This is a genomic window from Peredibacter sp. HCB2-198 (assembly GCF_045999315.1).
Taxonomy (GTDB): Bacteria; Bdellovibrionota; Bacteriovoracia; order Bacteriovoracales; family Bacteriovoracaceae; genus Peredibacter.
Genome location: NZ_CP174607.1, coordinates 301,569 through 322,567, shown reverse-complemented (window position 1 = coordinate 322,567; position 20,999 = coordinate 301,569). Strand labels below are relative to the sequence as shown.

24 protein-coding genes are annotated in these 20,999 nt (G+C 41.8%); 16 read left to right on the top strand and 8 right to left on the bottom strand.

Translation table 11 applies throughout. The features are described 5' to 3' along the window. Positions 1 to 14: 14 nt before the first annotated feature. Both ACJVC5_RS01705 and ACJVC5_RS01700 read left to right on the top strand, forming a co-directional pair. Positions 15 to 1,754 carry a 30S ribosomal protein S1 gene (locus ACJVC5_RS01705; protein ID WP_408097655.1) on the top strand — a complete coding sequence of 580 codons (1,740 nt, stop codon included), beginning with the start codon at positions 15 to 17 and terminating at the stop codon, positions 1,752 to 1,754. Positions 1,755 to 1,899: 145 nt separating this feature from the next. Next, positions 1,900 to 2,286 (top strand): hypothetical protein, encoded by a 387-nt coding sequence (locus ACJVC5_RS01700; protein WP_408097654.1) that lies wholly within the window; start codon positions 1,900 to 1,902, stop codon positions 2,284 to 2,286. 5 nt (positions 2,287 to 2,291) lie between these two features. Here the strand turns inward: ACJVC5_RS01700 and ACJVC5_RS01695 are convergent, their stop codons facing one another. After that, positions 2,292 to 3,614 carry an HTTM domain-containing protein gene (locus tag ACJVC5_RS01695; RefSeq protein ID WP_408097653.1) on the bottom strand — a complete coding sequence of 441 codons (1,323 nt, stop codon included), beginning with the start codon at positions 3,612 to 3,614 and terminating at the stop codon, positions 2,292 to 2,294. 74 nt (positions 3,615 to 3,688) lie between these two features. On the opposite strand from ACJVC5_RS01695, the gene ACJVC5_RS01690 reads away from it, so the two are divergent. From ACJVC5_RS01690 to ACJVC5_RS01675, 4 genes are all read left to right on the top strand, one after another. Next, positions 3,689 to 4,243, top strand: coding sequence for a DUF3015 family protein (locus tag ACJVC5_RS01690; RefSeq protein WP_408097652.1), 555 nt, complete (start codon positions 3,689 to 3,691; stop codon positions 4,241 to 4,243). 17 nt (positions 4,244 to 4,260) lie between these two features. After that, positions 4,261 to 4,725, top strand: coding sequence for a DUF3015 family protein (locus tag ACJVC5_RS01685; RefSeq protein WP_408097651.1), 465 nt, complete (start codon positions 4,261 to 4,263; stop codon positions 4,723 to 4,725). Next, complete coding sequence (locus ACJVC5_RS01680; RefSeq protein WP_408097650.1) at positions 4,715 to 6,544, top strand: DUF4105 domain-containing protein; 1,830 nt, start codon at positions 4,715 to 4,717, stop codon at positions 6,542 to 6,544. The genes ACJVC5_RS01685 and ACJVC5_RS01680 overlap by 11 nt, the downstream gene beginning before the upstream one ends. 87 nt (positions 6,545 to 6,631) lie before the next feature. Beyond that, positions 6,632 to 7,264, top strand: coding sequence for a hypothetical protein (locus ACJVC5_RS01675; protein ID WP_408097649.1), 633 nt, complete (start codon positions 6,632 to 6,634; stop codon positions 7,262 to 7,264). Between the two features lie 63 nt (positions 7,265 to 7,327). Here ACJVC5_RS01675 and ACJVC5_RS01670 read toward each other — a convergent pair whose 3' ends face one another. Both ACJVC5_RS01670 and ACJVC5_RS01665 read right to left on the bottom strand, forming a co-directional pair. Then, the gene (locus ACJVC5_RS01670; protein ID WP_408097648.1) at positions 7,328 to 8,185 is read right to left on the bottom strand and encodes a hypothetical protein; all 858 of its coding nucleotides are present in this window, start codon (positions 8,183 to 8,185) and stop codon (positions 7,328 to 7,330) included. A 244-nt stretch (positions 8,186 to 8,429) separates the two neighbouring features. Beyond that, a complete protein-coding gene (locus tag ACJVC5_RS01665) occupies positions 8,430 to 9,410 on the bottom strand; it encodes a class I SAM-dependent methyltransferase (RefSeq protein WP_408097647.1) in 981 nt (326 codons plus the stop codon). A 30-nt stretch (positions 9,411 to 9,440) separates the two neighbouring features. Between ACJVC5_RS01665 and clpS the strand changes: the two genes are divergently transcribed. Together clpS and clpA are read left to right on the top strand one after the other, a co-directional pair. Continuing rightward, a complete protein-coding gene (clpS, locus tag ACJVC5_RS01660) occupies positions 9,441 to 9,764 on the top strand; it encodes an ATP-dependent Clp protease adapter ClpS (RefSeq protein WP_408097646.1) in 324 nt (107 codons plus the stop codon). 79 nt (positions 9,765 to 9,843) lie between these two features. Further along, a complete protein-coding gene (gene clpA, locus ACJVC5_RS01655; protein WP_408097645.1) occupies positions 9,844 to 12,186 on the top strand; it encodes an ATP-dependent Clp protease ATP-binding subunit ClpA in 2,343 nt (780 codons plus the stop codon). A 406-nt stretch (positions 12,187 to 12,592) separates the two neighbouring features. On the opposite strand, the gene ACJVC5_RS01650 is transcribed toward clpA, so the two are convergent. Then, the gene (locus ACJVC5_RS01650; RefSeq protein WP_408097644.1) at positions 12,593 to 13,135 is read right to left on the bottom strand and encodes a hypothetical protein; all 543 of its coding nucleotides are present in this window, start codon (positions 13,133 to 13,135) and stop codon (positions 12,593 to 12,595) included. After that, a complete protein-coding gene (locus ACJVC5_RS01645; protein ID WP_408097643.1) occupies positions 13,050 to 13,925 on the bottom strand; it encodes a hypothetical protein in 876 nt (291 codons plus the stop codon). The genes ACJVC5_RS01650 and ACJVC5_RS01645 overlap by 86 nt, the downstream gene beginning before the upstream one ends. Before the next feature lie 56 nt (positions 13,926 to 13,981). Between ACJVC5_RS01645 and ACJVC5_RS01640 the strand changes: the two genes are divergently transcribed. Next, complete coding sequence (locus ACJVC5_RS01640; protein WP_408097642.1) at positions 13,982 to 14,572, top strand: DUF502 domain-containing protein; 591 nt, start codon at positions 13,982 to 13,984, stop codon at positions 14,570 to 14,572. After that, positions 14,569 to 15,201 (top strand): class I SAM-dependent methyltransferase, encoded by a 633-nt coding sequence (locus ACJVC5_RS01635; protein WP_408097641.1) that lies wholly within the window; start codon positions 14,569 to 14,571, stop codon positions 15,199 to 15,201. The genes ACJVC5_RS01640 and ACJVC5_RS01635 overlap by 4 nt, the downstream gene beginning before the upstream one ends. Here ACJVC5_RS01635 and ACJVC5_RS01630 read toward each other — a convergent pair. Then, positions 15,191 to 15,718: a deoxycytidylate deaminase gene (locus tag ACJVC5_RS01630; protein WP_408097640.1), complete on the bottom strand. Its 528-nt coding sequence runs from the start codon at positions 15,716 to 15,718 to the stop codon at positions 15,191 to 15,193. The two genes, ACJVC5_RS01635 and ACJVC5_RS01630, sit on opposite strands and share 11 nt — an antisense overlap. 92 nt (positions 15,719 to 15,810) lie before the next feature. On the opposite strand from ACJVC5_RS01630, the gene ACJVC5_RS01625 reads away from it, so the two are divergent. Beyond that, the gene (locus ACJVC5_RS01625) at positions 15,811 to 16,131 is read left to right on the top strand and encodes a rhodanese-like domain-containing protein (protein ID WP_408097639.1); all 321 of its coding nucleotides are present in this window, start codon (positions 15,811 to 15,813) and stop codon (positions 16,129 to 16,131) included. An 82-nt stretch (positions 16,132 to 16,213) separates the two neighbouring features. Here the strand turns inward: ACJVC5_RS01625 and ACJVC5_RS01620 are convergent, their stop codons facing one another. Beyond that, positions 16,214 to 16,537 carry a hypothetical protein gene (locus ACJVC5_RS01620; RefSeq protein WP_408097638.1) on the bottom strand — a complete coding sequence of 108 codons (324 nt, stop codon included), beginning with the start codon at positions 16,535 to 16,537 and terminating at the stop codon, positions 16,214 to 16,216. A 136-nt stretch (positions 16,538 to 16,673) separates the two neighbouring features. On the opposite strand from ACJVC5_RS01620, the gene pepD reads away from it, so the two are divergent. The 4 genes from pepD (at position 16,674) to ACJVC5_RS01600 (ending at position 19,623) form a co-directional block, all read left to right on the top strand. Beyond that, complete coding sequence (pepD, locus tag ACJVC5_RS01615) at positions 16,674 to 18,122, top strand: beta-Ala-His dipeptidase (RefSeq protein ID WP_408097637.1); 1,449 nt, start codon at positions 16,674 to 16,676, stop codon at positions 18,120 to 18,122. An 11-nt stretch (positions 18,123 to 18,133) separates the two neighbouring features. Continuing rightward, positions 18,134 to 18,484 carry a hypothetical protein gene (locus ACJVC5_RS01610; protein ID WP_408097636.1) on the top strand — a complete coding sequence of 117 codons (351 nt, stop codon included), beginning with the start codon at positions 18,134 to 18,136 and terminating at the stop codon, positions 18,482 to 18,484. A 73-nt stretch (positions 18,485 to 18,557) separates the two neighbouring features. Continuing rightward, positions 18,558 to 18,779, top strand: a complete 222-nt coding sequence (locus ACJVC5_RS01605) for a YggT family protein (RefSeq protein WP_408097635.1) — start codon at positions 18,558 to 18,560, stop codon at positions 18,777 to 18,779. A gap of 7 nt (positions 18,780 to 18,786) precedes the next feature. Then, positions 18,787 to 19,623 carry a hypothetical protein gene (locus ACJVC5_RS01600; RefSeq protein WP_408097634.1) on the top strand — a complete coding sequence of 279 codons (837 nt, stop codon included), beginning with the start codon at positions 18,787 to 18,789 and terminating at the stop codon, positions 19,621 to 19,623. Here the strand turns inward: ACJVC5_RS01600 and ACJVC5_RS01595 are convergent. Further along, a complete protein-coding gene (locus ACJVC5_RS01595) occupies positions 19,620 to 19,865 on the bottom strand; it encodes a hypothetical protein (protein ID WP_408097633.1) in 246 nt (81 codons plus the stop codon). The two genes, ACJVC5_RS01600 and ACJVC5_RS01595, sit on opposite strands and share 4 nt — an antisense overlap. 160 nt (positions 19,866 to 20,025) lie before the next feature. On the opposite strand from ACJVC5_RS01595, the gene ACJVC5_RS01590 reads away from it, so the two are divergent. Further along, positions 20,026 to 20,976: a hypothetical protein gene (locus tag ACJVC5_RS01590; protein ID WP_408097632.1), complete on the top strand. Its 951-nt coding sequence runs from the start codon at positions 20,026 to 20,028 to the stop codon at positions 20,974 to 20,976. Positions 20,977 to 20,999 lie beyond the last annotated feature (23 nt).

Here is a 20,999-nt window from a genome sequence, read left to right as displayed (position 1 = left end):
GGGGGGCTATAATTATGGCCACCACAAAAACTGCCTCTAAAACTAACTTTGAAATCCCAGCTTGGATCAAAGGGTTCGACTTCGAAATGGGAGACGTTCCAGAACAAAAAGCTAAAACTGAATTCAGCGAGATGATCAACTCTGCTGGCGCTAAAAACTTTGCTGAAGGCGAAGTTTTCATGGGCCGCGTAGTTGCTATGAACGACGAATTCGTAACTGTCGACATCGGATATAAGCAAGAAGGTCTTGTACTTGCTCGCGAATTCCGTAACTACGACGGTACAATGAAGGTTAAAGTTGGAGATGAAATCCAAGTTTACCTTGAGAAGCTTGAGTCTCAAATGGGGAACCTAGTTCTCTCTAAAGACAAAGCTGAAATCCTTAAAGCTTGGGATAAAATCTCAGAAGCTTGCGAAAAAGGTGAGCCTGTTGAAGGTACTGTTATCGCAAAAGTTAAGGGCGGTCTTTCTGTTGATATCGGTGTTAAAGCGTTCCTTCCTGGTTCGCAAATCGATATCCGTCCTGTTAAGAACCTTGATAAGTACATTGGTAAAACAATGGAATTCAAAGTTATTAAGTTCAACAAGAAACGTGGAAACATCGTTCTTTCTCGTCGTGCAATTCTAGCTGAAGAGCGCGGTAAGATGAGAGATGAGACACTTACTCAGATCCAAGAAGGCATGATCGTGAAAGGTATTGTGAAGAACATTACTGATTACGGTGCGTTCATCGATCTTGGTGGTGTTGATGGTCTACTACATATCACTGATATGTCTTGGGGCCGCGTGAAGCATCCTTCTAACCTTCTTAACGTTGGTGACGAAGTAGATGTTAAAATCCTTAAGTATGACGCTTCTAAAGAGCGCGTATCTCTAGGTCTTAAGCAAGTTCAAGCTAACCCTTGGGAATCTGCTAAAGATAAGTATATGCCAGGTTCAAAAGTATCTGGAGAAATCGTATCTGTTAAAGACTACGGTATCTTCGTTGAGCTTTCTGACGGTATCGAAGGTCTAATCCACGTTTCAGAAATGAGCTGGACGAACAAAAAAGCCACAAACAAAACTTACAATGTAGGTGATAAAGTTGAAGCTGTTGTTCTTGAAGTAGACGTTGAGAACAAGAGAATCTCTCTTGGTCTTAAGCAACTTATGCCAAATCCTTGGGACGATCTAGCTAACAAATATACTGTTGGTAAAGTTGTTGAAGGTACAGTTAAGGCTATCGTAGATTTCGGTCTATTCCTTGACCTTGGCGAAGAAGTAGATGCTCTAATCCACGTATCTGACCTTTCTTGGACAAAAAAGAACATCAACCCATCGGAAGAGTTCAAAGTTGGACAAAAAGTTAAAGCTGCTGTTGTAACTGTAGACAAAGAAAACCAAAAATTCTGTCTAGGTCTTAAGCAACTTGAGGAAGATCCTTGGAAGCGCATCGAAGAGCGTATGCCAGTAGGTTCAGCTGTTGAAGGTGAAGCTGTTCGTATCACTGAGTTCGGCGTATTCGTTGAACTTGAGACAGGTATCGAAGGCCTAGTTCACATCTCTGAAATCTCTGAAGAGCGCGTAGAGAAGCCGTCTGACAAAGTTGCTAAAGGTGACAAAGTTAAGGCAATCGTTATCTCTATCGACAAGCAAGCTAAGAAGATTGCCCTTTCTATGAAAGCGGTAGCTTCAGGCGAGTACAAATCTAGCTATAAGCCAGAAGTTGCTCAGCCTTCTACACTTGCTGACAAGCTTAAAGGCTTCAAAGTTTAATAAACTTTATAATTCCCATTCCGCTATTTATGAATGAATTAGGCCCTCGAAAGAGGGCCTTTTTTTTTGTAAACACTTTAACTCATTCCTTTTTGACGTAATCCGAGTGGCTTACTAGAGTGTTGGGCAAACACAAGGAGTGCCTATGAAAATGCTAGCTATCTCTCTTATTGCTCTATCATCACTTAATGTTTTTGCTGCTGAAAAAGCGCTGAAATGCGTGACCGAATATAGAGGTGTCATGACTGCTCAAAGAAACTACATCAAATCTTCGGAAAAAGTTTTTGATTATGGCGTTTATACAGGAAGCTTCATGCAAGCTATGGCCGTTGAACTTATCGCTCAGCCAAACGCTCGTGTAGGTGGTTATGGTTACTATGTTCAAAGAGATGCAAACACGATTGAAAAAAGCTTCAAGAGCCTTATTGAAGGTGCGAAGTCAAAAGAAGAGCTACTTCTAGAATCAATGACTACTCTAGAAGACTGTCTTTATGGTGTTGAAACAGAAGTTTCTGATACAACTGCTGAATAATTATTTTATTTCTTCTGGCCTTCTTCATTGGAGGTCAGAAGCTCCTGTTCAAGAGGCATGATCCAATCATAGGCCTTAATTGATCTTTCAATCTTCGCTAAATTCGTTCCTGGTTTAATAATTTCCACTGCAGGTCTTCCATTTAATCTCACTCTAGAAGAGGCATAGACTTCTACCGGCATCTTCCAGTCCATTTGAAATCTATCTCGCAAGAAGTGAGAGAATTGAAGGATCATCTCAGGGTTTCCTAAGAGATCATTGATCTGCCGAGTAGTGAGATATTCTTTGGGTGATATGATTAATTTCTTATCACCACTTTTTACCGTGAAGTACACATTCCCTGATTTTGATCTAAGCATCATCCGCCAAGAGAACATATGTCCTTCTTCACTCCAGTTTGGGTTCTCCGGATAGAGCACAAAATGGCGAAGAGGGAGAGTGATATGAACTAATACATAGATTGCAAGAACTCCCGTCAAGACTGGACCTAGTGGTTGAACCGCCTCTTCTTTTTTAGGGGCCATGAACTGATTGAGGTAGGGAATCTTTCTGGGCCACGAAGGATCAAAGAACATACTGGTGAGTAGTAATGAAAACCAAGGAAAGGTAGCGAGTCCAAACATCATGACATTCGATAAATGAAAAACAATTGAGGCCGCAAGACCGATTTTTCTAGTTTTGGGAAAAATCATCATCGGTACGATTAAGAGATCAAACAGAACTCCACCATAACTAAAAAATAAGGGAGCCCAGCTTTGAGAGTAGAGAAAACCGAGAGGATAATTTGTTCTTGCTGCGAGAAATAAATCCATAGGAGTTCCACTCAGCCAATCTGAATTTAACTTCGCAATACCCCCGAAAAAGTAGGCGAGTGCCATATGAAATAAAATTAAATAGAGCGTCCAGGCAGGGGCGGTGGATTTTCCATCGTTCTTCAATGGAAGAAAGATCATCCAAAAACTTAGCAAGCAATAGAGATAGTGATGATTAATGTACTCCGACATTTCCATCAAAAAGAGAGACGTGCTGCCGAGAAATAGCACCAGCGCCGAAAGACGATACCAGATTCCTGCTGCCACCATGAAGCCCGCGAAAATGATGACGAAATAGTGAATGATAATTCCGTGATATGACCATGGTTTTACCCAATCAAAAAACTGGTAAGTAAAATGAAATTGAGGATCAATATATTCGCGGTGTTTTCCAATGAGAAGGCTGTTGATCAGCTCCTGTGACATCAGGATACCGGTGCAGATTCGAAAGTAAATTAAGATGGCCTTATCAATTGGCCTTGAAAGTGCCCCTATCATAGGGAAGATAAATACCACTAACTTAAGTTTGCAAAATCTTAATTCCTCCTTAAGCTTTTATGTACAGATTATTTACCTTCAAGGAGGAAGTTTTGAAACGATTACTCGTAATCGGTATCGCGTTGTGCGTGTCGATGTCTGCGGTTGCCCAAACAAAAAAGGCACAAACAACTAAAAAGAACAAAGGTCTAATTGGCTCTGCTGTTGATAAGGCCGATGCTGGTTATTACGGAATGGCGGGTTGTGGATTAGGTTCTGTATTGTTTGGTGAATCTGAGAGTCGCGGCGGTCAAATTCTTGCTGCTACAACTAACAGCACATACGGTAACAATACTTTTGGTATGTCATCTGGAACTTCAAACTGTGTTCAAGAAAAATCTGCGACCTCTGCCGAAGTGAAGAAGAACATGGATAAGTTCATTGCCGCTAACCGCGAAGCTTTAGCAAACGACATCGCTAAATCAAACGGCGAAACGATCGTTACCATGTCAAACATCATGGGCTGTAAAGATTCAGCTTATCTTGGTTCAAAACTTCAGTCTCGTTACGAGTCAATTTTCGATTCAAAGGAAGACATAAAAGTTTCTGACAATATGTACAACACTGTAACTTCTGATCGTTACCTTGTTGAAAACTGTAAACTATAATTTAAGGACAAAGATATATGAAATTCATTCTTGTAATTTCTGCAATTCTTATGAGTTCAGTCGCACTTGCTGCAAAACCATATGGTATGGCCGGTTGCGGCTGGGGTTCTCAAATGATGGGCAAAGAAGGTAACCAGATTCTAGCTGCTACTACAAACGGCACTTCAGGAACTCAAACTTTCGGTATCTCTTCAGGAACATCAAACTGTGTAACTGCTTCTGAACAAACAGCAATGATTAAGAACTACATCGAAGCAAATTATGCTTCACTAGTTACAGATATGGCGAAAGGTCAGGGCGATACTCTGAACACACTTTCAAAATTCTACGGTTGTGATACAGATGCTTTTGCAACTGAAATGAAATCTAACTACGAGATGATCACTCCAGCAAAAGAAAATGCTACTCATGTTATGGTTAACGTGAATAAAGTGATTGAAGATTCAGCTTCTCTGAATTCTACTTGTACTCATGCTCTATAAGTCTTTTTTAAAAAAGGGCACCCTCACGGGTGTCCTTTTTTTTTGCTCCCTGCACGCTCTTGCTCAAAATTGGCAAGATCCTCAATGGCTCCGCTTAGGTGATTACCGGGAAACGCTTTTCGGTTATGAATCCGAGGCCGATGACCAAAGCTTTTTTGCTAGTACCGAAGGTAAATATAATCCTGAAAAAGAACTTCAGGCCTTGATTAAGAGCGTGGAGTCTCAAGATTCTGATCCTAAGAAGAATGTTTTTTGTCGTTTTCCGGCACGAGTCAGATGGCTCAAAAAACATAGGTCTATTCCTGAGCCGATTGTTGAATGTAAGGAGTATGAAACCTTTGTAAATCGTTTGGCGGCCAAATCGGTTTCTGTGGTCTTTTCCTCATATTATCTCAACAATCCAGGCTCGAGCTTCGGGCATACATTCATCCGTCTGGGAAAACAGTCTTACAGTGAAAGAAATCAGGACTCTTCTTCAACAGAATTATTGGACACTGGAATCAACTATGGAGCACTCACTGGAGATGCAAATCCAGTGCTTTTCGCCATCGGTGGATTGACCGGTTTCTTTTCAGGAAATTACAATGCGATCCCTTATTATTATAAGGTCCGCGAGTATAACGATTTTGAAACTCGAGATCTTTGGAGTTATCAGCTAGATCTGACCCAAGATGAGATTGATCTCATGGTAGATCATATTTGGGAGCTAGGGCACACTCGATTTGATTATTATTTTTTAACTGAGAACTGTTCTTATCACGTTCTCAGTATTCTAGAGGCGGCCAGACCATCTTTGAAACTTCATAGGCATATGCCTCGACTCTATACAATTCCATCTGAAACATTAAAGGCCTTAGAGGCCGAAAAATTGGTCAAGAAGATCACCTTCAGAGCGTCTTCAAGTACTCAGTTTTACCACCAGTTAAATCTTTTAAAGAAGAGTGAACGTCAATCAGTCACTGATTTGGTTTATGATCACAAAGAAGTGGTTGAGGCCGATCCAGTGAAGAAAGCTCTTATTTATGATACGGCCATCAGTCTGGTGGACTATAAATTTGCCAAGGAAATTTTGAAGGGTGAAGAGAAGGCACAAGGTATTAAGAGACCTTTACTTGTTGCTCGATCTAAGATTCCTGTCAGAAGCCAAGAGCTGGATTATTCGGATAAATTGAAATCTCCACCTCATCTTGGTCATGGTCAAAAAAGGCTCATGATCACCGGTGTAAATCAGGAGGGGAAAACCTTAGCGGATTTCGAGTGGCGCTTTGCTTTCCATGATTATTTGGACAACAGCATTGGTTATCCACCCGCAACGAAAATGGAAGTGGTAAAGGCCATCTATCGAACGGACGGTTACAATCACCAGCTGCGAGATTTTTCTTTCATAGATGTCGTGACTTTAGGTAAATGGGACATTTTCAATAAGGTCTCTTCTTGGAAAGTAAAACTTGGCCAATGGCAATCTCGTCGAGATCAGATGGATCTGTCCACTCAAGGTATGCAAGCAGGATACGGAATTAGCTCACAATTTTCTTTTATTTCTCCTTATGTGCTCGCCCATGGTGAGGCCTCCTATGTGAGTGAGAAATATCATCAAGGCAAATTCGCCTACGGAGCAGATGCCGGATTTATTTTTGATTTCACCGATAGCTTGAAATTTCAGAGCGCTCTTGAATGGCGGGCTTATCCTTGGGACGATTCTCGCTTCTTTAATGAGATTCGTTATTCGGAGAGAAAATTCGGAGTAGGTGCTTATCAACAGACTTATCTCATAGATGGTGTTCAAGACCTGGGTTTAAGAGTGATGTTTTATTTTTAAGAATAATTTAATTTAGATTGGAATCGTTGATTAAAATTTCTTTATCCTTCAAAATTTTAGTTTAACCATTTTGAAGGAGTTATCTTGATGAAAAAGTTAGTGCCTGTTCTGGCCGTTCTTTCTGTTACATCTGCATTTGCCGCTGAACAACCTAAACACATTGTTTCGTTTGGTGTTGATGGTCTTGGTTGGGCCGGAACAGCGACGGTTTTTGACATTGATAAAGATAAAAATCAATTAAAAGATCAGGAATCAACTGAAAGTAAGCTTCTGCTAAACTATAGCTATGTTTTTCCAACAAGATTTATGCTGGGTGGAGAGTTGGGAGTTTCTCGTGAAACTTCTGAATCTAAATTCCAAGACGGAACTAAAATAGAAACTGAAGCAAGCGAAGTATTTGCCGGTATTTCTCTTGGCTATAACTTCAATGAAAACCTATTTGAATCATGGTTCATTGAAGGAACTTTATTAGTGGGCTCTATTGAAAGCGAAACCAAAGAAACTGGAGTTGCTGACGAGGACTCTGATTCTAGTTATTCAGCTTTTAAAGTTGAGTTTGGTAAGAGATTGAGTTTTGCTTCTTGGGGAATTGCAAACTTCGCTTATACGCCTTCAATTGAGGTCACTGCTTACTCTTTTGATGATGATGCCAAGGATGCTGGTTTAGATAGTGCCACTCAAGCGAGATTAAACCTTTTAAAATTCGACGTTCTTTTTTAAGCTAAAAATAAAAAGGCCACCTGGGGAAGGTGGCCTTATTATTTGAATCAAATTTTTTAGATCTTATTGACCAAGGAAGCTCTTAAGCTCACCGTTACCAGTGATGTGGATTGTATCGTTACGCTCATAAGCAGCAGACCAAGAGTTCATCTGATACTTAAGAGTAACCATGATACCTGCAACTGGTTCAGCTCTTGTTCCGTGGTTCATCATACCAGAAAGTTTCATTGTAGCGTTGAAGTCCCAACCGTATGAAGTCTTAACAGAACCAGGGATGATGATAACGTTTGTTAAGTACTTACCAGCACCGTTATAAGAACCGCCGTAAGAGTACATAACTTTATAAGTGAAAGTTACTGCCTGGGCACCAGCTTTGTTTTTGATGTTTGCCACGTAGTTCTTTTCAACCGGCATTGAGAAGCCTTCAAGATCGAATACATCAACGTATTCTTTTGTCATTGGATCACGAGGAACCACGCTGATTGGGGCGTATTCAGTTTGGTTCTTAGGTTTACCTTTCTGAACTAGTTCGTAAATTGCTTCACCAAGAGCAACGAAGTCACGAGCAGTCTGAATCACGCGACCTGCAGTTTCAATTCTGTCTCCTGAACCGTTATAGTAACCACCGCCAGTATATCCACCGCCGTTGTAACCACCTTGACCGTTGTTGCCACCGTTTTGAGGTTGGTTAGGATCACCACCAGTGAAGCCACCGTTGATACCACCGCCAATGAAACCACCAGGAATTGGACCTGGGTTATTAAGGCCAGCGGGAATGCCTGCGCCGTTAAACTTTTTGAATTGTTCAGAAGAAATTTCGTGAATTTCGATTGAGCCAAGCTGTTGGCTTTCCGGGATGTTCGGAGCGGCCATTAGAGACGTAGAGACGGCCACTGTCGCGAGTAATAATAGCTTTTTCATATTTGCCCCCTAATTTGATTCCAATTAGTGATTCATCCGCATGAACCAGAAAAAATTTTGGTACTTGTATCAGGTTTTGAAACGCAAGGTCAATATTTTGTCAAAATCTGGAAAATTTTACGGGGCTTTAGGCCAATGTACTGAAAATTTGGGTATTTATTACAGGTTTCTAAGGGGCACGAGGCCCCTTGATAAGTATTTTGAATAAGCACGACTAATAACTATTATTAGTTTTTCTTAGTTGTTAAAAGCGTTCAATCGTAAAAGCGCGATGAATGTGACTTTGATGGAAGTCCTGAGGAATGGTCCACTGTGAGATTTCTTTTACTTTATAGTGGTCCGTGATGATTCTGTGAAGCTCGAACTTCCTCTTGTTGGTAGAAAAGAAGAGAGTTCCTCCAGGGGCCAAAAGTTGCATAGTATCTCTAATTAGAATTGGATGGTCTCTTTCGATATCTAAATCATCTTCCATTCTCTTTGAGTTAGAAAAACTTGGCGGATCCAGGACGATAATATCAAAAAGTTCGCCTTTCTCTTTGCGAACAATGAGTTCTTTTAAAACATCGGCCTGATAGAAAACATGTTCTTTGGGATTAATATTGTTGATGAGGAAATTTTCGTAGGCCCAATCCAGATACGTATTCGACATATCAATAGATGTCACTTTTCCTCCACCCTTGGCGGCGGCAACACTTAGCGAACCTGTATAACAAAAAAGATTTAAAACTCTTTTGTCTTTTGAATTGTTAAAAAGATACTGGCGAAGAGGACGGTGGTCCAAAAATAGACCGGTATCCAGATAGCGCTCCAGGTTTACTAGGAATTTGAATGGTGGCTCTTGAACTTCAAAAAAATCCTGAGATTTTGCATCTAGGGATTGGTATTGTTCTTTACCTTTTTGTTTTTCACGGATTTTAAAATGCTGAGATTCTTTCGGGATCTTTAGAACATCTTCAATGGCGATTTCGATATCACGTTGGTGAGATTCCCGAATGGATTGTTCTTCTTCGTTTAATTTTTTTCCCTGCTCATAAATCACGGCCTCTTTGCCATAAACGTCGATCAAGTAGGGATATTCCGGGATGTCTTTATTATATAAGCGATACGCTTCAATTTGGTTTTTATTAAGATAAGACTTTAATTTTTTCACATTTTTTGTGAGACGATTTTTTAGTGCGGTTGGATCAGCTGTCACAGTATTGCCTTTCATGAGGATTTGGTGCATCCTCCTAATATTAACAACTGATGAATACCTATGTCTTCAGAAACTGAAAAAGATGAACAGTCCGGCGTTGCAACAGCTAAAAAAGAAAAGCTGCAGGCGCCTCGTAAGTATAAAGTCCTCATGCATAATGATGACTATACCACTATGGAATTCGTGATTCTTGTGCTGCAAAAATATTTCAGTAAGAGTTCAAATGAAGCTCAGGCAATCATGCTTGAAGTTCATACCCGCGGATTCGCCATCTGCGGAATCTATACTTTCGAAGTTGCCGAGTCAAAAGTTGCCAAAGTAACTAAGTATGCCCGAGAAAATGGTCACCCATTAAAGTGCAGTACTGAGCCTTGTGATTCTTAATTAAAGTTCCTTACATTACCTTGCCATTTTCCCAACTGCCACCATCTTCTAGTATAATGATAGTGAGAGGAAAAATTATATGATTAGCCAAAAGTTAGAACAAATATTAAACCGGGCCATCCGCCGGGCCAACGAAAAGAAGCACGAGTTCTTGACCCTTGAAAATGTGCTCCTCTCAATGCTTGAAGATGAGACGGTAATTGAAATACTAGTAGATTGCGGTGCCAATCTTGGCGACCTTAAAAAAGATCTTTCAGGATTCCTTGATGAAGATTCAAACTTCTCTTTATTAAGTGAAGAAGAGATTCAGGAATTAAACCGCAAGCAGTTTGGTAATGAACAGCTTCGCGACATCGCCAAAGAGAACGGAATTCTTTATCAACCTGAGATTTCTTTAAGCCTTCAGCGCGTGATCCAACGTGCGGCGATCCATATTCAAAGCTCTGGTAAGAAATCAATTCAGGCGATTAACCTTTTAGTGGCGATGTTCAGTGAAAAAGAATCTCATGCGACCTATTTTCTTGAACGTCAGGGTGTGACCCGTATTGATGTGGTGGAAAAAATCGCCCATTCATCAGATCGTCCGATGAATTCACAGGAAGAGTCGACCATCGAAGCTCCAGGTGAAACCTTCCGAAAAGAAGAAAAGTATGAGAAGGCCCTGAATGAGTTCACGACCAACCTGAATAATCTTGCCCGCCAAGGTAAGATTGATCCTATTATTGGGCGTGAAGATGAAATCCAGCGAATCATTCAGATTCTTTGCCGACGTCGTAAAAATAATCCGATCCTAGTAGGGGACTCAGGCGTGGGTAAAACGGCCATTGCTGAAGGTCTCGCCAAAGCGATTGTTGAAAATAAAGTGCCAAGTGCTCTCGCTAATACAACTGTTTACGCACTTGATATGGCCTCACTACTTGCGGGAACTAAGTTCCGTGGGGACTTTGAAGAGCGCTTAAAGTTGGTCCTTCAGGCCCTTGAAAAACAAAATGAAGAATCCGGCTCGATCCTGTTTATTGATGAAATTCATACCATTATCGGTGCAGGTGCCACTTCCGGTGGAAGCTTAGATGCTTCAAACTTGTTAAAGCCGGCCCTTTCAAAAGGTCAGATTCGTTGTATGGGATCGACTACCTTTGATGAATACCGCAAATATTTTGAGAAAGATCAGGCCTTGAACCGTCGATTCCAAAAAATTGATGTGCTTGAACCTTCAATTGAAGACTCTGTTCAAATTTTAACTGGATTGAAGTCTAAATTTGAGGAGCACCATCAGGTAAGATACCCTGAACAAGTCATCCGCGCAGCGGTTGAGTTGTCACATAAGCACGTTTCGGACAGAAAACTTCCTGATAAGGCCATTGATGTGATCGACGAAGTCGGCGCCTATATCCGTTTAAAACCGGATCGTGGCTCAGGTTCTGAGGTTAATCTGCAAGACATTGAATTTATCATTTCGAAGATCGCGCGTATTCCGCAGAAATCTATTTCGATGAATGAGAAAGAGAAACTTCGTTATCTTGAACGTGACCTCAAAATGATGATCTATGGTCAAGATCAGGCCGTTGATAAGGTCTCAAACGCCATCATCCTATCTCGTTCGGGCCTTGGAAATATCGACAAGCCGATCGCGAGCTTCCTTTTCACCGGTCCAACTGGTGTTGGTAAGACCGAACTGGCGAAACAACTGGCACATATTATGGGCATTAATTTTGTCCGCATTGATATGTCCGAGTTCATGGAAAAACATACGGTCTCTAAATTAATCGGGGCCCCTCCAGGATATGTGGGCTTTGAGCAGGGTGGTGTTTTAACCGATGCCATTAACAAGACCCCATACTCAGTGCTGCTTTTGGATGAGATCGAGAAGGCCCATCCCGATGTTTTCAACATCTTATTGCAAGTTATGGACCATGGATCGCTTACTGATTCCAATGGCCGCACCTCAGACTTCCGAAATGTGATCCTGATTATGACATCAAATGCTGGCGCCAAAGAAATGGAGGCCGGATCAATCGGTCTAGGTGCCAAAGTAATGAGCGATGGGGAAATAAATTCCTCTAAGCGCGACCAGGCCATCAAAAATTATTTCACGCCAGAGTTCAGAAACCGTCTGGATGCCGTCATCACCTTCAACAAGCTTGATAATAAGAACATTGAGATGGTGGTTACGAAGTTCTTGATGGAGCTTGAGAACCAGTTGGTGGAGAAAAAAGTAGAGCTAGAAGTCTCTGAAAATGCCAAGGCTTGGCTATCGAAGAATGGTTATGATGATAAGCTTGGAGCAAGACCAATTGCTCGTCTTATCAATGAGAAAATCAAGAAGCCTTTGGCCCATGAGATCCTTTTTGGTAAGCTCGAAAAAGGTGGCAAGGTCATCGTTGAAGTGAAAAACGATGAACTCGATTTCATTTTTTCCTAAATATCTAAATCAATCCTTCCGATCCTTCATGCATAACAATTGAAACAACAATTGAAGTGCATGAAGGCCGTCAAAAGAAGCATCAGCACCCATCAATTGAATAAAAAAAAGTAGTGGTTGAATAAAATTTGTATTTTTTATTTGCGTTAAGTAAAAAATCTGATTAAGCTTTAAATAAGAAAGGTCAATTAATGTTAACCAACTATTTCCTGGGAGGAAATTATGGCTAAGAAAGCAGCAAAAAAAGCTACAAAAAAAGCAACTAAGAAAGTAGCTAAGAAAGCAACAAAAAAAGTAGCAAAAAAAGCTACAAAAAAAGCAGCTAAGAAGAAGTAATTCGACTTGCTAAAAGCCACCTTCGGGTGGCTTTTTTTTTGCCTTTTTCCCTCTGAAAATCACTCTTTAATCACTTCTTTTTCTTCTTCGATTTTTCCAGCAACGGTCGCGATAAAAGCCCTGATGGAACCATCACATTCAGTACTCTTCTTGAGGCGATAATTTTTGGTATCTGGCCCTTGAAATTTATCTGTGGAGCAAAGACCACGAGGCCGATTCTTAACAAGGTCGCGGTGGCAAACAAGGTGAGGTACTGATCCTGGCCCGGCGGCAAAAGTTTCATGAAACTCGCCCCAAGCAAAGATCCAAGGAACATCCCGGAGGTGTTGAGGAGGGCAATGTACGTAATTACACTGGTCCGTTCCCGGTCATCAATCTTTTGGAAATAAAGGAGGATGGTGGAGAGTTCAAACCCTGCCCAATAACATCCTGACATGAACTCAACCCCCGCAATCCACCAGTAGTTCTGTGAAAGTGCCCACAAAAGCGGCGATGTGGAGATTCCAATCGTTGAAAGCAGAAGAATTTTATCTACATGGCGGGCCTTTGCCTTCTTTTGCAGGATCCGGTACATCAGGACCCGACCAAAATAGGAAATAGATGTGATGGCCATGTACTCCAGATAAGTTAAATTGGAGGCGCTTCAACATGAACGGGTTGAAGTAAGGGGCCGCAAAGTGCACGGAAACGTAAAAAAGAAACAAAAAGGTGATGAGCTTGCCCTGATCGGTTTGGTGAAGGCGCTTTAAGAAGTCGCGAAGTCTAAGTCGCGGCTCCGATCCGGGCTTCAAGGTGTAATCAATATGGTGGTGTTTGATTTGAAACCATGAAAGGCACTTCAAACCAAAACCAATGGTGAAGATGCCAACATAAAATGGCAGCTCTAGGTTCTGGTCCTTGGCCCAGTAAAGAAGAAGACCACTGCTGATGAGTCCTATGAACACTGAAAATTGAGAAAACTGACTTCTGATAGAAAAAAATCTTAATCTAAACCGGGCCGGAATGGTGTGACCCATGAGTCGGTTCCAGGGCGGATTCAGTGAAAGTAGGCAGGCCCAGTAGATTCCCAGCATACTGATGATGAAAATCGGTGAATCTATTTTAAATATCCCGGCGACAATCAAAGGAACCATCGAAAGGGCCTGGAGAATCAAAAATAAGAGAAGTCTTTTCTTTAAAGAGAAGCGTGTGAAGAAACTTCTAATAGAAAAGAGCTGAAAGATGACGCCGATAAATTGAGGAATGACAGTTCCAAGTCCTGCAATGACTCCGGGGATTCCCAGGGCCAGCATGTAAGCACAGAAATAACTCTCGCACATGCCGATGTTGAGGCTCGTGAAGGTGGCATCTCTAAACGAGGATCGAACATGTTCTTTGGTGGAGACAGATGCCGTTTTGCTCATTGAGCGCGCCTATGCTATTCTTTGGTAAACACAGAATAGCGGAAAATGCTTCTTCCATGAAATACCTAAATCAGATTTTTTTTAAAGGCCTCATTGTTCTTCTTCCGATTACCCTGACTTTTTATCTCCTTTTCTGGGCAATTGAAAAAGTGGAGTCGATTTTTGGATCGACCCTTGAGTATTTACTCGGACAATGGCTGTATATTCCTGGACTTGGTATTGTTGTAACAGTTGCTCTGATTTTCTTAGTTGGTCTTCTGGTCAACAACTACATCACGGGCCAGTTCTTTTCATGGTTAACCAATACCATGGAAAAAGTGCCGCTGATTAAAGTGATCTACAATCCTTTAAAAGATTTGATGGCCCTTATTCCCGGCCGTTCTGATAAAAATAAACCGCAACGAGTGGTACTTGTTCCTATGCCGGCCATGGGCGTAGACGTTCTCGGTCTTGTGACCCGCGAAGATTTATCGGAAGAACTTCCTGGTTCAACACTTATTTCAGTTTATATTCCTCTGAGCTACATGCTGGGTGGGATAACGATTTTAATTGAGCGTGAAAAAGTGAAGAAAGTGGACATGCCGGTTGATCAGGCCCTGAAACTTTCAGTTACGGCCTGGATCAAGGCCAGTGATAAAAAAGAATGACCTGTCCGTTGTGCCAGCATCAAAGCAGCACGATCTTTGATCAGGACAAGCTTCGTTCATACTATCTTTGTGATCAATGTGGATTAGTTTTTGTTCCTCGCGAATCCTTGATTTCATCCAGTGAAGAGAAAAAGCGCTACGATTCCCATCAAAATTCTGATCAAGATCCGGGATATCACAACTATCTCTTAAAAATTTCTCAGGAAATTCTTCCGCACTTATTAAGCAGTGGAAGAGGGCTCGACTTTGGTTGTGGGGCCACCAAAATGTTAGGAAGTATGTTTGAGAAAGCTGGATTTGAGGTCGATTCTTTTGATCTCTACTACCATCCGGATCAAACCATTTGGCAGAAAAAGTACGATTTTATTATTTTGTCCGAGGTGATTGAACATTTGAACTCGCCTCGTGAAGTGATGATCAATCTGCGTGGACTTTTAAATCCATCGGGCCATATTTTTGTGAAGACAAAAACTTATCCAGCGCCGCCGGAATTTAAGAACTGGTTTTATAAACGGGACATCACTCACGTTCAGTTTTTTAATCAAAGTTCGTTTGAATATCTGGCCCAGCTCGTGCATTTAACCGGGCCCATGAAGATAGGTGAGGATTTGTTCTTATTTAAGGAATAACTGACTCGAAATACTTAAAGAGATCAGTCACGATGTCCTTACGAATGGTCATTTCACGGTATTTTACTCCGGACATATCAAAGATTTTTTTGGCGATGGCGTTCTCCACCGTGTCCTGATATTTGTCCGAAAGATAAATCACTTCTTTTACTTTTACGGTGGCGATCATTTTCGCGCACTCATGGCAGGGGAAAAGAGTCACATAACAGCGAGAGTTTGCGAGGTCTGCCTTGGCGTGGAGGATGGCGTTTGCTTCCGAGTGCACGACATAGGCATATTTTTGTTGATCAAGTGGGACGGATTTTACATTTCCCCAAGGGAGTTTTGTTTCATCGATTCCGGCGATTTGACCATTGTAACCCATGGATAGCTGATGGTTATTATCGTCCACAAAGACACATCCGACCTTTGTGTTCGGGTCCTTGCTCTTAAAAGAAGCCATCATGGCCTGAAACATGAAGTATTCGTCCCAATTTAGGTGCGAACTGACAGGGAGAAAGTTCACTTTTTGGTCCATATTGACGCGGCCTCATTGCAGAAAAAAATCTAAACTTTTTGGTGAGTTCGCAGTATCTTTGAAGGGTCCAAAACTGTCAATGAAGGGTACTTATGAAATACGAAATTCCTCGCGAAGCTTTTAAACAACGTCTTGAAGACCGTCTTAACTTTGTTTTCGTCGATCTTCTTCCTCAAGACCGTACTCCGGTTCAATATAAGGACGTTGAGCACATTACTTATAGTTCGAATTTTAAGAGCGAATTTTCTTCAAAATTCCCAAATAAAAACCAAAACGTAGTGGTTTATAGCCTTCAGAAAGGCGACGATGCTCCGGCGAAGGCCGCGAATGATCTAGCAGAAGCTGGTTACAATTTCGTTTATTACTACAGTGGGACTGCGGACGATATCGTTCTCGATAAAGGTCTAAACTAAAAAAAAGCCCTCTTCCGAGGGCTTTTGTTTTTCTGGGGTCGCATGTCGTGCGACCCATTTCATTTCTATCTTATTTTAAAAATTACCACCAACCAGCGAAGCGACAGTTGATGTTTGCCCATCCGCGAGCGAATGGAGCATAAGGAACTGCGTTCACGTAAGCATAACGGTAGCCACCGATCGGAAGAACTTGCTCAAGGAAGAAAGTCGTAAAGACTTGTCCATAAACAGTCTGACCGTAAACTTGGCCACTACAAATAATTGGTTGCGGGTGCGGGTTAGAAACGACAAAAGCTACTTGGCCCGGAAGAACTGAAACCTGAACGATTCCAGGAAACCATTGAGCGAAAGCAGAACTTGTAAATAGGGCCATGAGTGAAGCTACAACAAGAGTCTTAAGTTTCATGGAAACCTCCAAATAAGTACTTATAAAATGCTTCCTTTTAAAATTGCTTGGGCAGATTGTCAATTCTCACAGCTGACAAAGGGGGAAGCTGGGGGTAAAAGACTATAAAAATTACTGACTTAACATGAGGTCAACCATGTATATCCCAGAGCATTTTCCGGCCGAACCCAAGGCCCTTTGGAGTCTTTTCCATACCATCAATCAATTACCTAGACCTTCTCGCAAGGAAGATAAGTTTCGTGAGTTCATTTTAAAAGAAGCGGAAACATTAAAACTTAAAACTCATACCGATGAAGTGGGGAACGTAATCGTTTATGTTCCGGCAACTCCTGGTTATGAAAATCACGAAACCGTGATCATTCAAAACCACATGGACATGGTGACGGACGCTACTCCTGATCGAAACATTAACTTCGCTCAAGATCCGATTGTCACTTTCAGAGATGGAGATTGGATCAAAGCCGATCGCACAACTCTTGGTGCCGATAACGGCATCGGATGTGCCGCCGCTCTCGCTCTTATGTATGACAAAACTGTTTCTCATCCGCCGCTGGAACTGCTTTTCACGATTGATGAGGAGACGGGCCTTAAAGGCGCTTGGGGAGTGGACGCGAATTTCCTTAAAGGAAAGAAGATGCTGAACCTCGATACAGAAGAGTGGGGCAGTCTTTATATTGGTTGCGCTGGCGGGATTGATTACGAGTTTAAGAAAACTGTGAAAATGGTTCCAACTAAACTTAAAGGGAAAAGCTACAAACTAACTGTTGGTGGATTCCTTGGTGGCCACTCAGGTGTGGATATCCACGAGCAAAGAGGAAATGCCATTAAGTTTTTGATGGATTGGATCACTTCAATGCCGGAAGGTTCATTTGAACTTTCAGAGTGGAGAGGTGGTAAGGCCCACAATATTATCCCACGTGATGCTTTTGCATTGGTGGTTCTGAAGGACTCGAAAACTGCAGAAGAAGTGGCAAAAAAAGTTGAGGCCCGTTGGCGGTCATTCATGCCGGAAAATGATCGTAGTTTCTTTACGAAAGTAGAGGAAGTTGAAATGATCACTGAAGTGGTTGATGCTCAAGACCTGAAACTTCTTCAAGGGTTTCTGGTGGCCTTCCCTCACGGTGCTCATGCTTATGATCTGGCCAGCAACAAAGAACTAGTTTCGCTTAGTAACAATCTTGCAATTTCCCTCATGGTTCGTGGTCAATTCTACCTTCAAAGTTCACTTCGATTCTTCGATCGTGGAGAGTGTGTGGGTCTAGAAAACCAAGTTCAGGCCCTTGCCCATGGTTTTGGTCTCGAGTTTTCAAAGAACGGTGAGTACCCGAGCTGGAAACCAGTGCGCGAGAACAAACTTTTGGACCTGGTGGCCGATAAATACCAGGCCTTGTTTCAGAAAAAGGCCAAAGTAACGGCGATTCATGCAGGTCTTGAATGTGGTATTTTAAGAGACAAAATTGGCCCAATTGATGCCGTCTCATTTGGACCTACGATCATGGGTGCTCACTCACCACAGGAAAGAGTGCACATTCCATCGGTTGAGACTTTTTGGAAATTATTTAAAGAAGTATTGAAGGCCCTTTAAGAGGAGAAGCTGTGATCACTTACGAAAATTATAAAATTATCCACCTAACTTCGATCGTTATCCTGTTCACAGGACTTGCGATTAGTTTTTATGGCGGGAGCGCCCGACACATTAAGATTTTGACCGGTATTGCGACTCTTTTCACTCTTGTGGGTGGTATGGGACTTATGGCCCGCATGGGTATTGGCCACACTGGCGGATGGCCCCTTTGGATCAAAGTGAAGATGGCAATCTGGTTCATCATCGGTATTGGCGGAGCGATGATCGCTCGTCGTTTTCCAAAATATGGAAGACCTGCGTACTTCGCATCTCTTGTTCTCTTCGCCATTGCTTCGATCATGGCAAACTACAAATTCGAATAACGAAGATGAGAGAGAAAAACTCTCTCATCTTTTTTCTTTTCATTCCTCTCTCTTCACTTCAAAATGTTAAGTAATGATTCATTATTTATTACAGCTTTTCATTTACATCATTATTGCCGATGTCATCTTGAGTTACTTTCCAGATGTTCGTCGTCAACAATGGGCCCAGGTCCTGCATAAAATTGCAGACGCTCCTCAGAGACCCATTCGTGAGATGCTTCCGAAGGACATTCCACTTGATCCTTCTCCAATGATCATCATTATTTTAATTCAAATACTAATGTACATACTGTGAGGTCTTCATGGATGAGATCGAACTTTTAGTGAACGAGACATTTAAGCACTTTGATTCAAATTTCGGCGAAGGCCGAGAAATGATGGAGCCCATGTCGATCGAAGACATGGAAGGTTATTCTCAGGAAGAGATTCCGCAGGAAGAAAATAATGAGTTTCCGGAAGGCCCGGGACTAATTTATCACGTTCAAAAAGCAACTTCGGTGTTCGTGGTTCGCACATTTGTGTCTCAGAACATCCGCGAAGATTACATCCAAATTTTGGAAAGACCTGAAAACTATCCAAGCCTGCGCCTTTTAGAGGGTGGGATAGAAGATTTGGCCCATCGTCTAAAGTTCTTCATGGTTGAAGAATCGTCTCAGGCCGAAATCATTCATGATCAGATTCACAATCGCAGATTCCCAATGCGTGAAGAGATGATGTGCAACATTTCTGATCCTGGCTTCAGCTGGTGGCTGACCAAAAAGCAGAAAGGTTTCCAAATTTCGTTCACGATGTCGGTTGCATCTGAAGATATCATTAAGCTTGGGCCTTTAGGTGACCGAGAACTCGCTATTAGAAACTTCCAATCTCTTGAATCTTTAGTGACTTCTGCTGGAATTGAAATGAACATCCAGAATGAAACTAATCGCGTTCAATTTAATGATTGCGAAGAGTTCATTCTGGAAGAGTTAAAAGATGTTTTTGAATTTGGCGTCATCACCGATACGATGACTGATCTCTTCAGGATTCTTTCGAAGCAAACCAATGATGTTTCATCTCTACAAACAACCTGGTTCTATCTTCAGGAACTAGCGGCTATGCGCCGCTTCTGGATTCAAATTCAGTTTGATCTCAATTCTTAGTTGAGAGTGGTTTTCAAACTTTGTTCGTGTTTCGCAGCTAGATAACCTGTCACCATAAGTTGTGCCAGCATTCCTAGTTCTTCGTCGTCAGTGATTCCGTAGAAAGTTTCAATGTGCTGAACGAAGATTTCAACGTCTTCATCCTTAAGATGTTTTTCAACTAAGGCCATCATGTCATCTGATTCCATCTTCTCCAGTGACTGAAAAAACGAAGTAAGAATTTGTTGCTTTTCACTGCTCATCTAACATCCCCCGGTGCCAATTTTGCACCACGAAAAATTATTATTGTCATACCTTAATCTACATGAGACGAATCGAATATACTTTGAGATTCTAGACAAATTTGCTTAGAATCGAAGTTATTGAAAAAAATTTAATGATTGTAAGGAAGGCAACGTCACTATGAAAAGTTCTTTTCTCTTTGGGCTCTCATTTTTTGTCCTGATGGTCTCTGTTGCCTCGGCACAAAACAAGCAGACTTCTGTCATCTCAACTACAGAGGTCGTAGAAAAAACGAGTTTCAAAAAGTTCTCGGACCGTCTTCGTATCGGCTACTTCGGAGTTTTAACGACTCCTACTTTCCGTGATATGGGCAAAGGTCAGTGGAGAAACGCTGCGATTTCACCTGAATGGGGTCAGGCTCCAAGTGGTGAAAAGAAGAACCAAGATACATGGCCGACCAACCTATGGCATCAAATCAGTTTCAACTTTAACTTCGGGGCGAGAATGAATTTCGTGGTTAACCCACGTTTCATGACTCCACTTGCTTCTCCAACTGATATGAAAGCTCCAGAGGACAGATCTTTTATTGAACTAGAAGATTTCCTTGTGGGTTTTCAAGGTGTGGTTTACTCATCGACTGATAAAAAATTCAACCTTTGGATCCGTCCGGGTATGCGTATGCCGGTGAGCCGTGCTTCTCGTAACTCGGCCAACCGTGGCCTAGGTTCTACTACTCATCAAGTTGAGCTTGGTTATCTTCCTACTTACGACTTCAATAAAACGTGGCAGCTAGGTATCTTCGGTCAATTCCGTAACTGGGTCTTCGATGATCGCTATAACTATACTCGTATGCGTATTTATGTTGCTCCATTCGTTCAATACACTATCGACGATACTTCACGTCTTCAGGTTTATTACGAAGTTATGCAAGAGAACGACCGTCGTTGGAAATCTCTTAACGATAAGCAGCCGGTGTTCAAGGATTACTGGCAGAACGTGTTTGTTGGATATTCAAAAGATATCACTCCGAAGTTCAACATTTTCCCATACGTAGGTGCCTTCGTGAATGACGTTCCTTTCTCGGATCAGTCGTTCTGGGCCGGAGCTTGGATCTCTTATCAAATTAAGTAAGCCAAAATAAAAAGGCCCTCAAA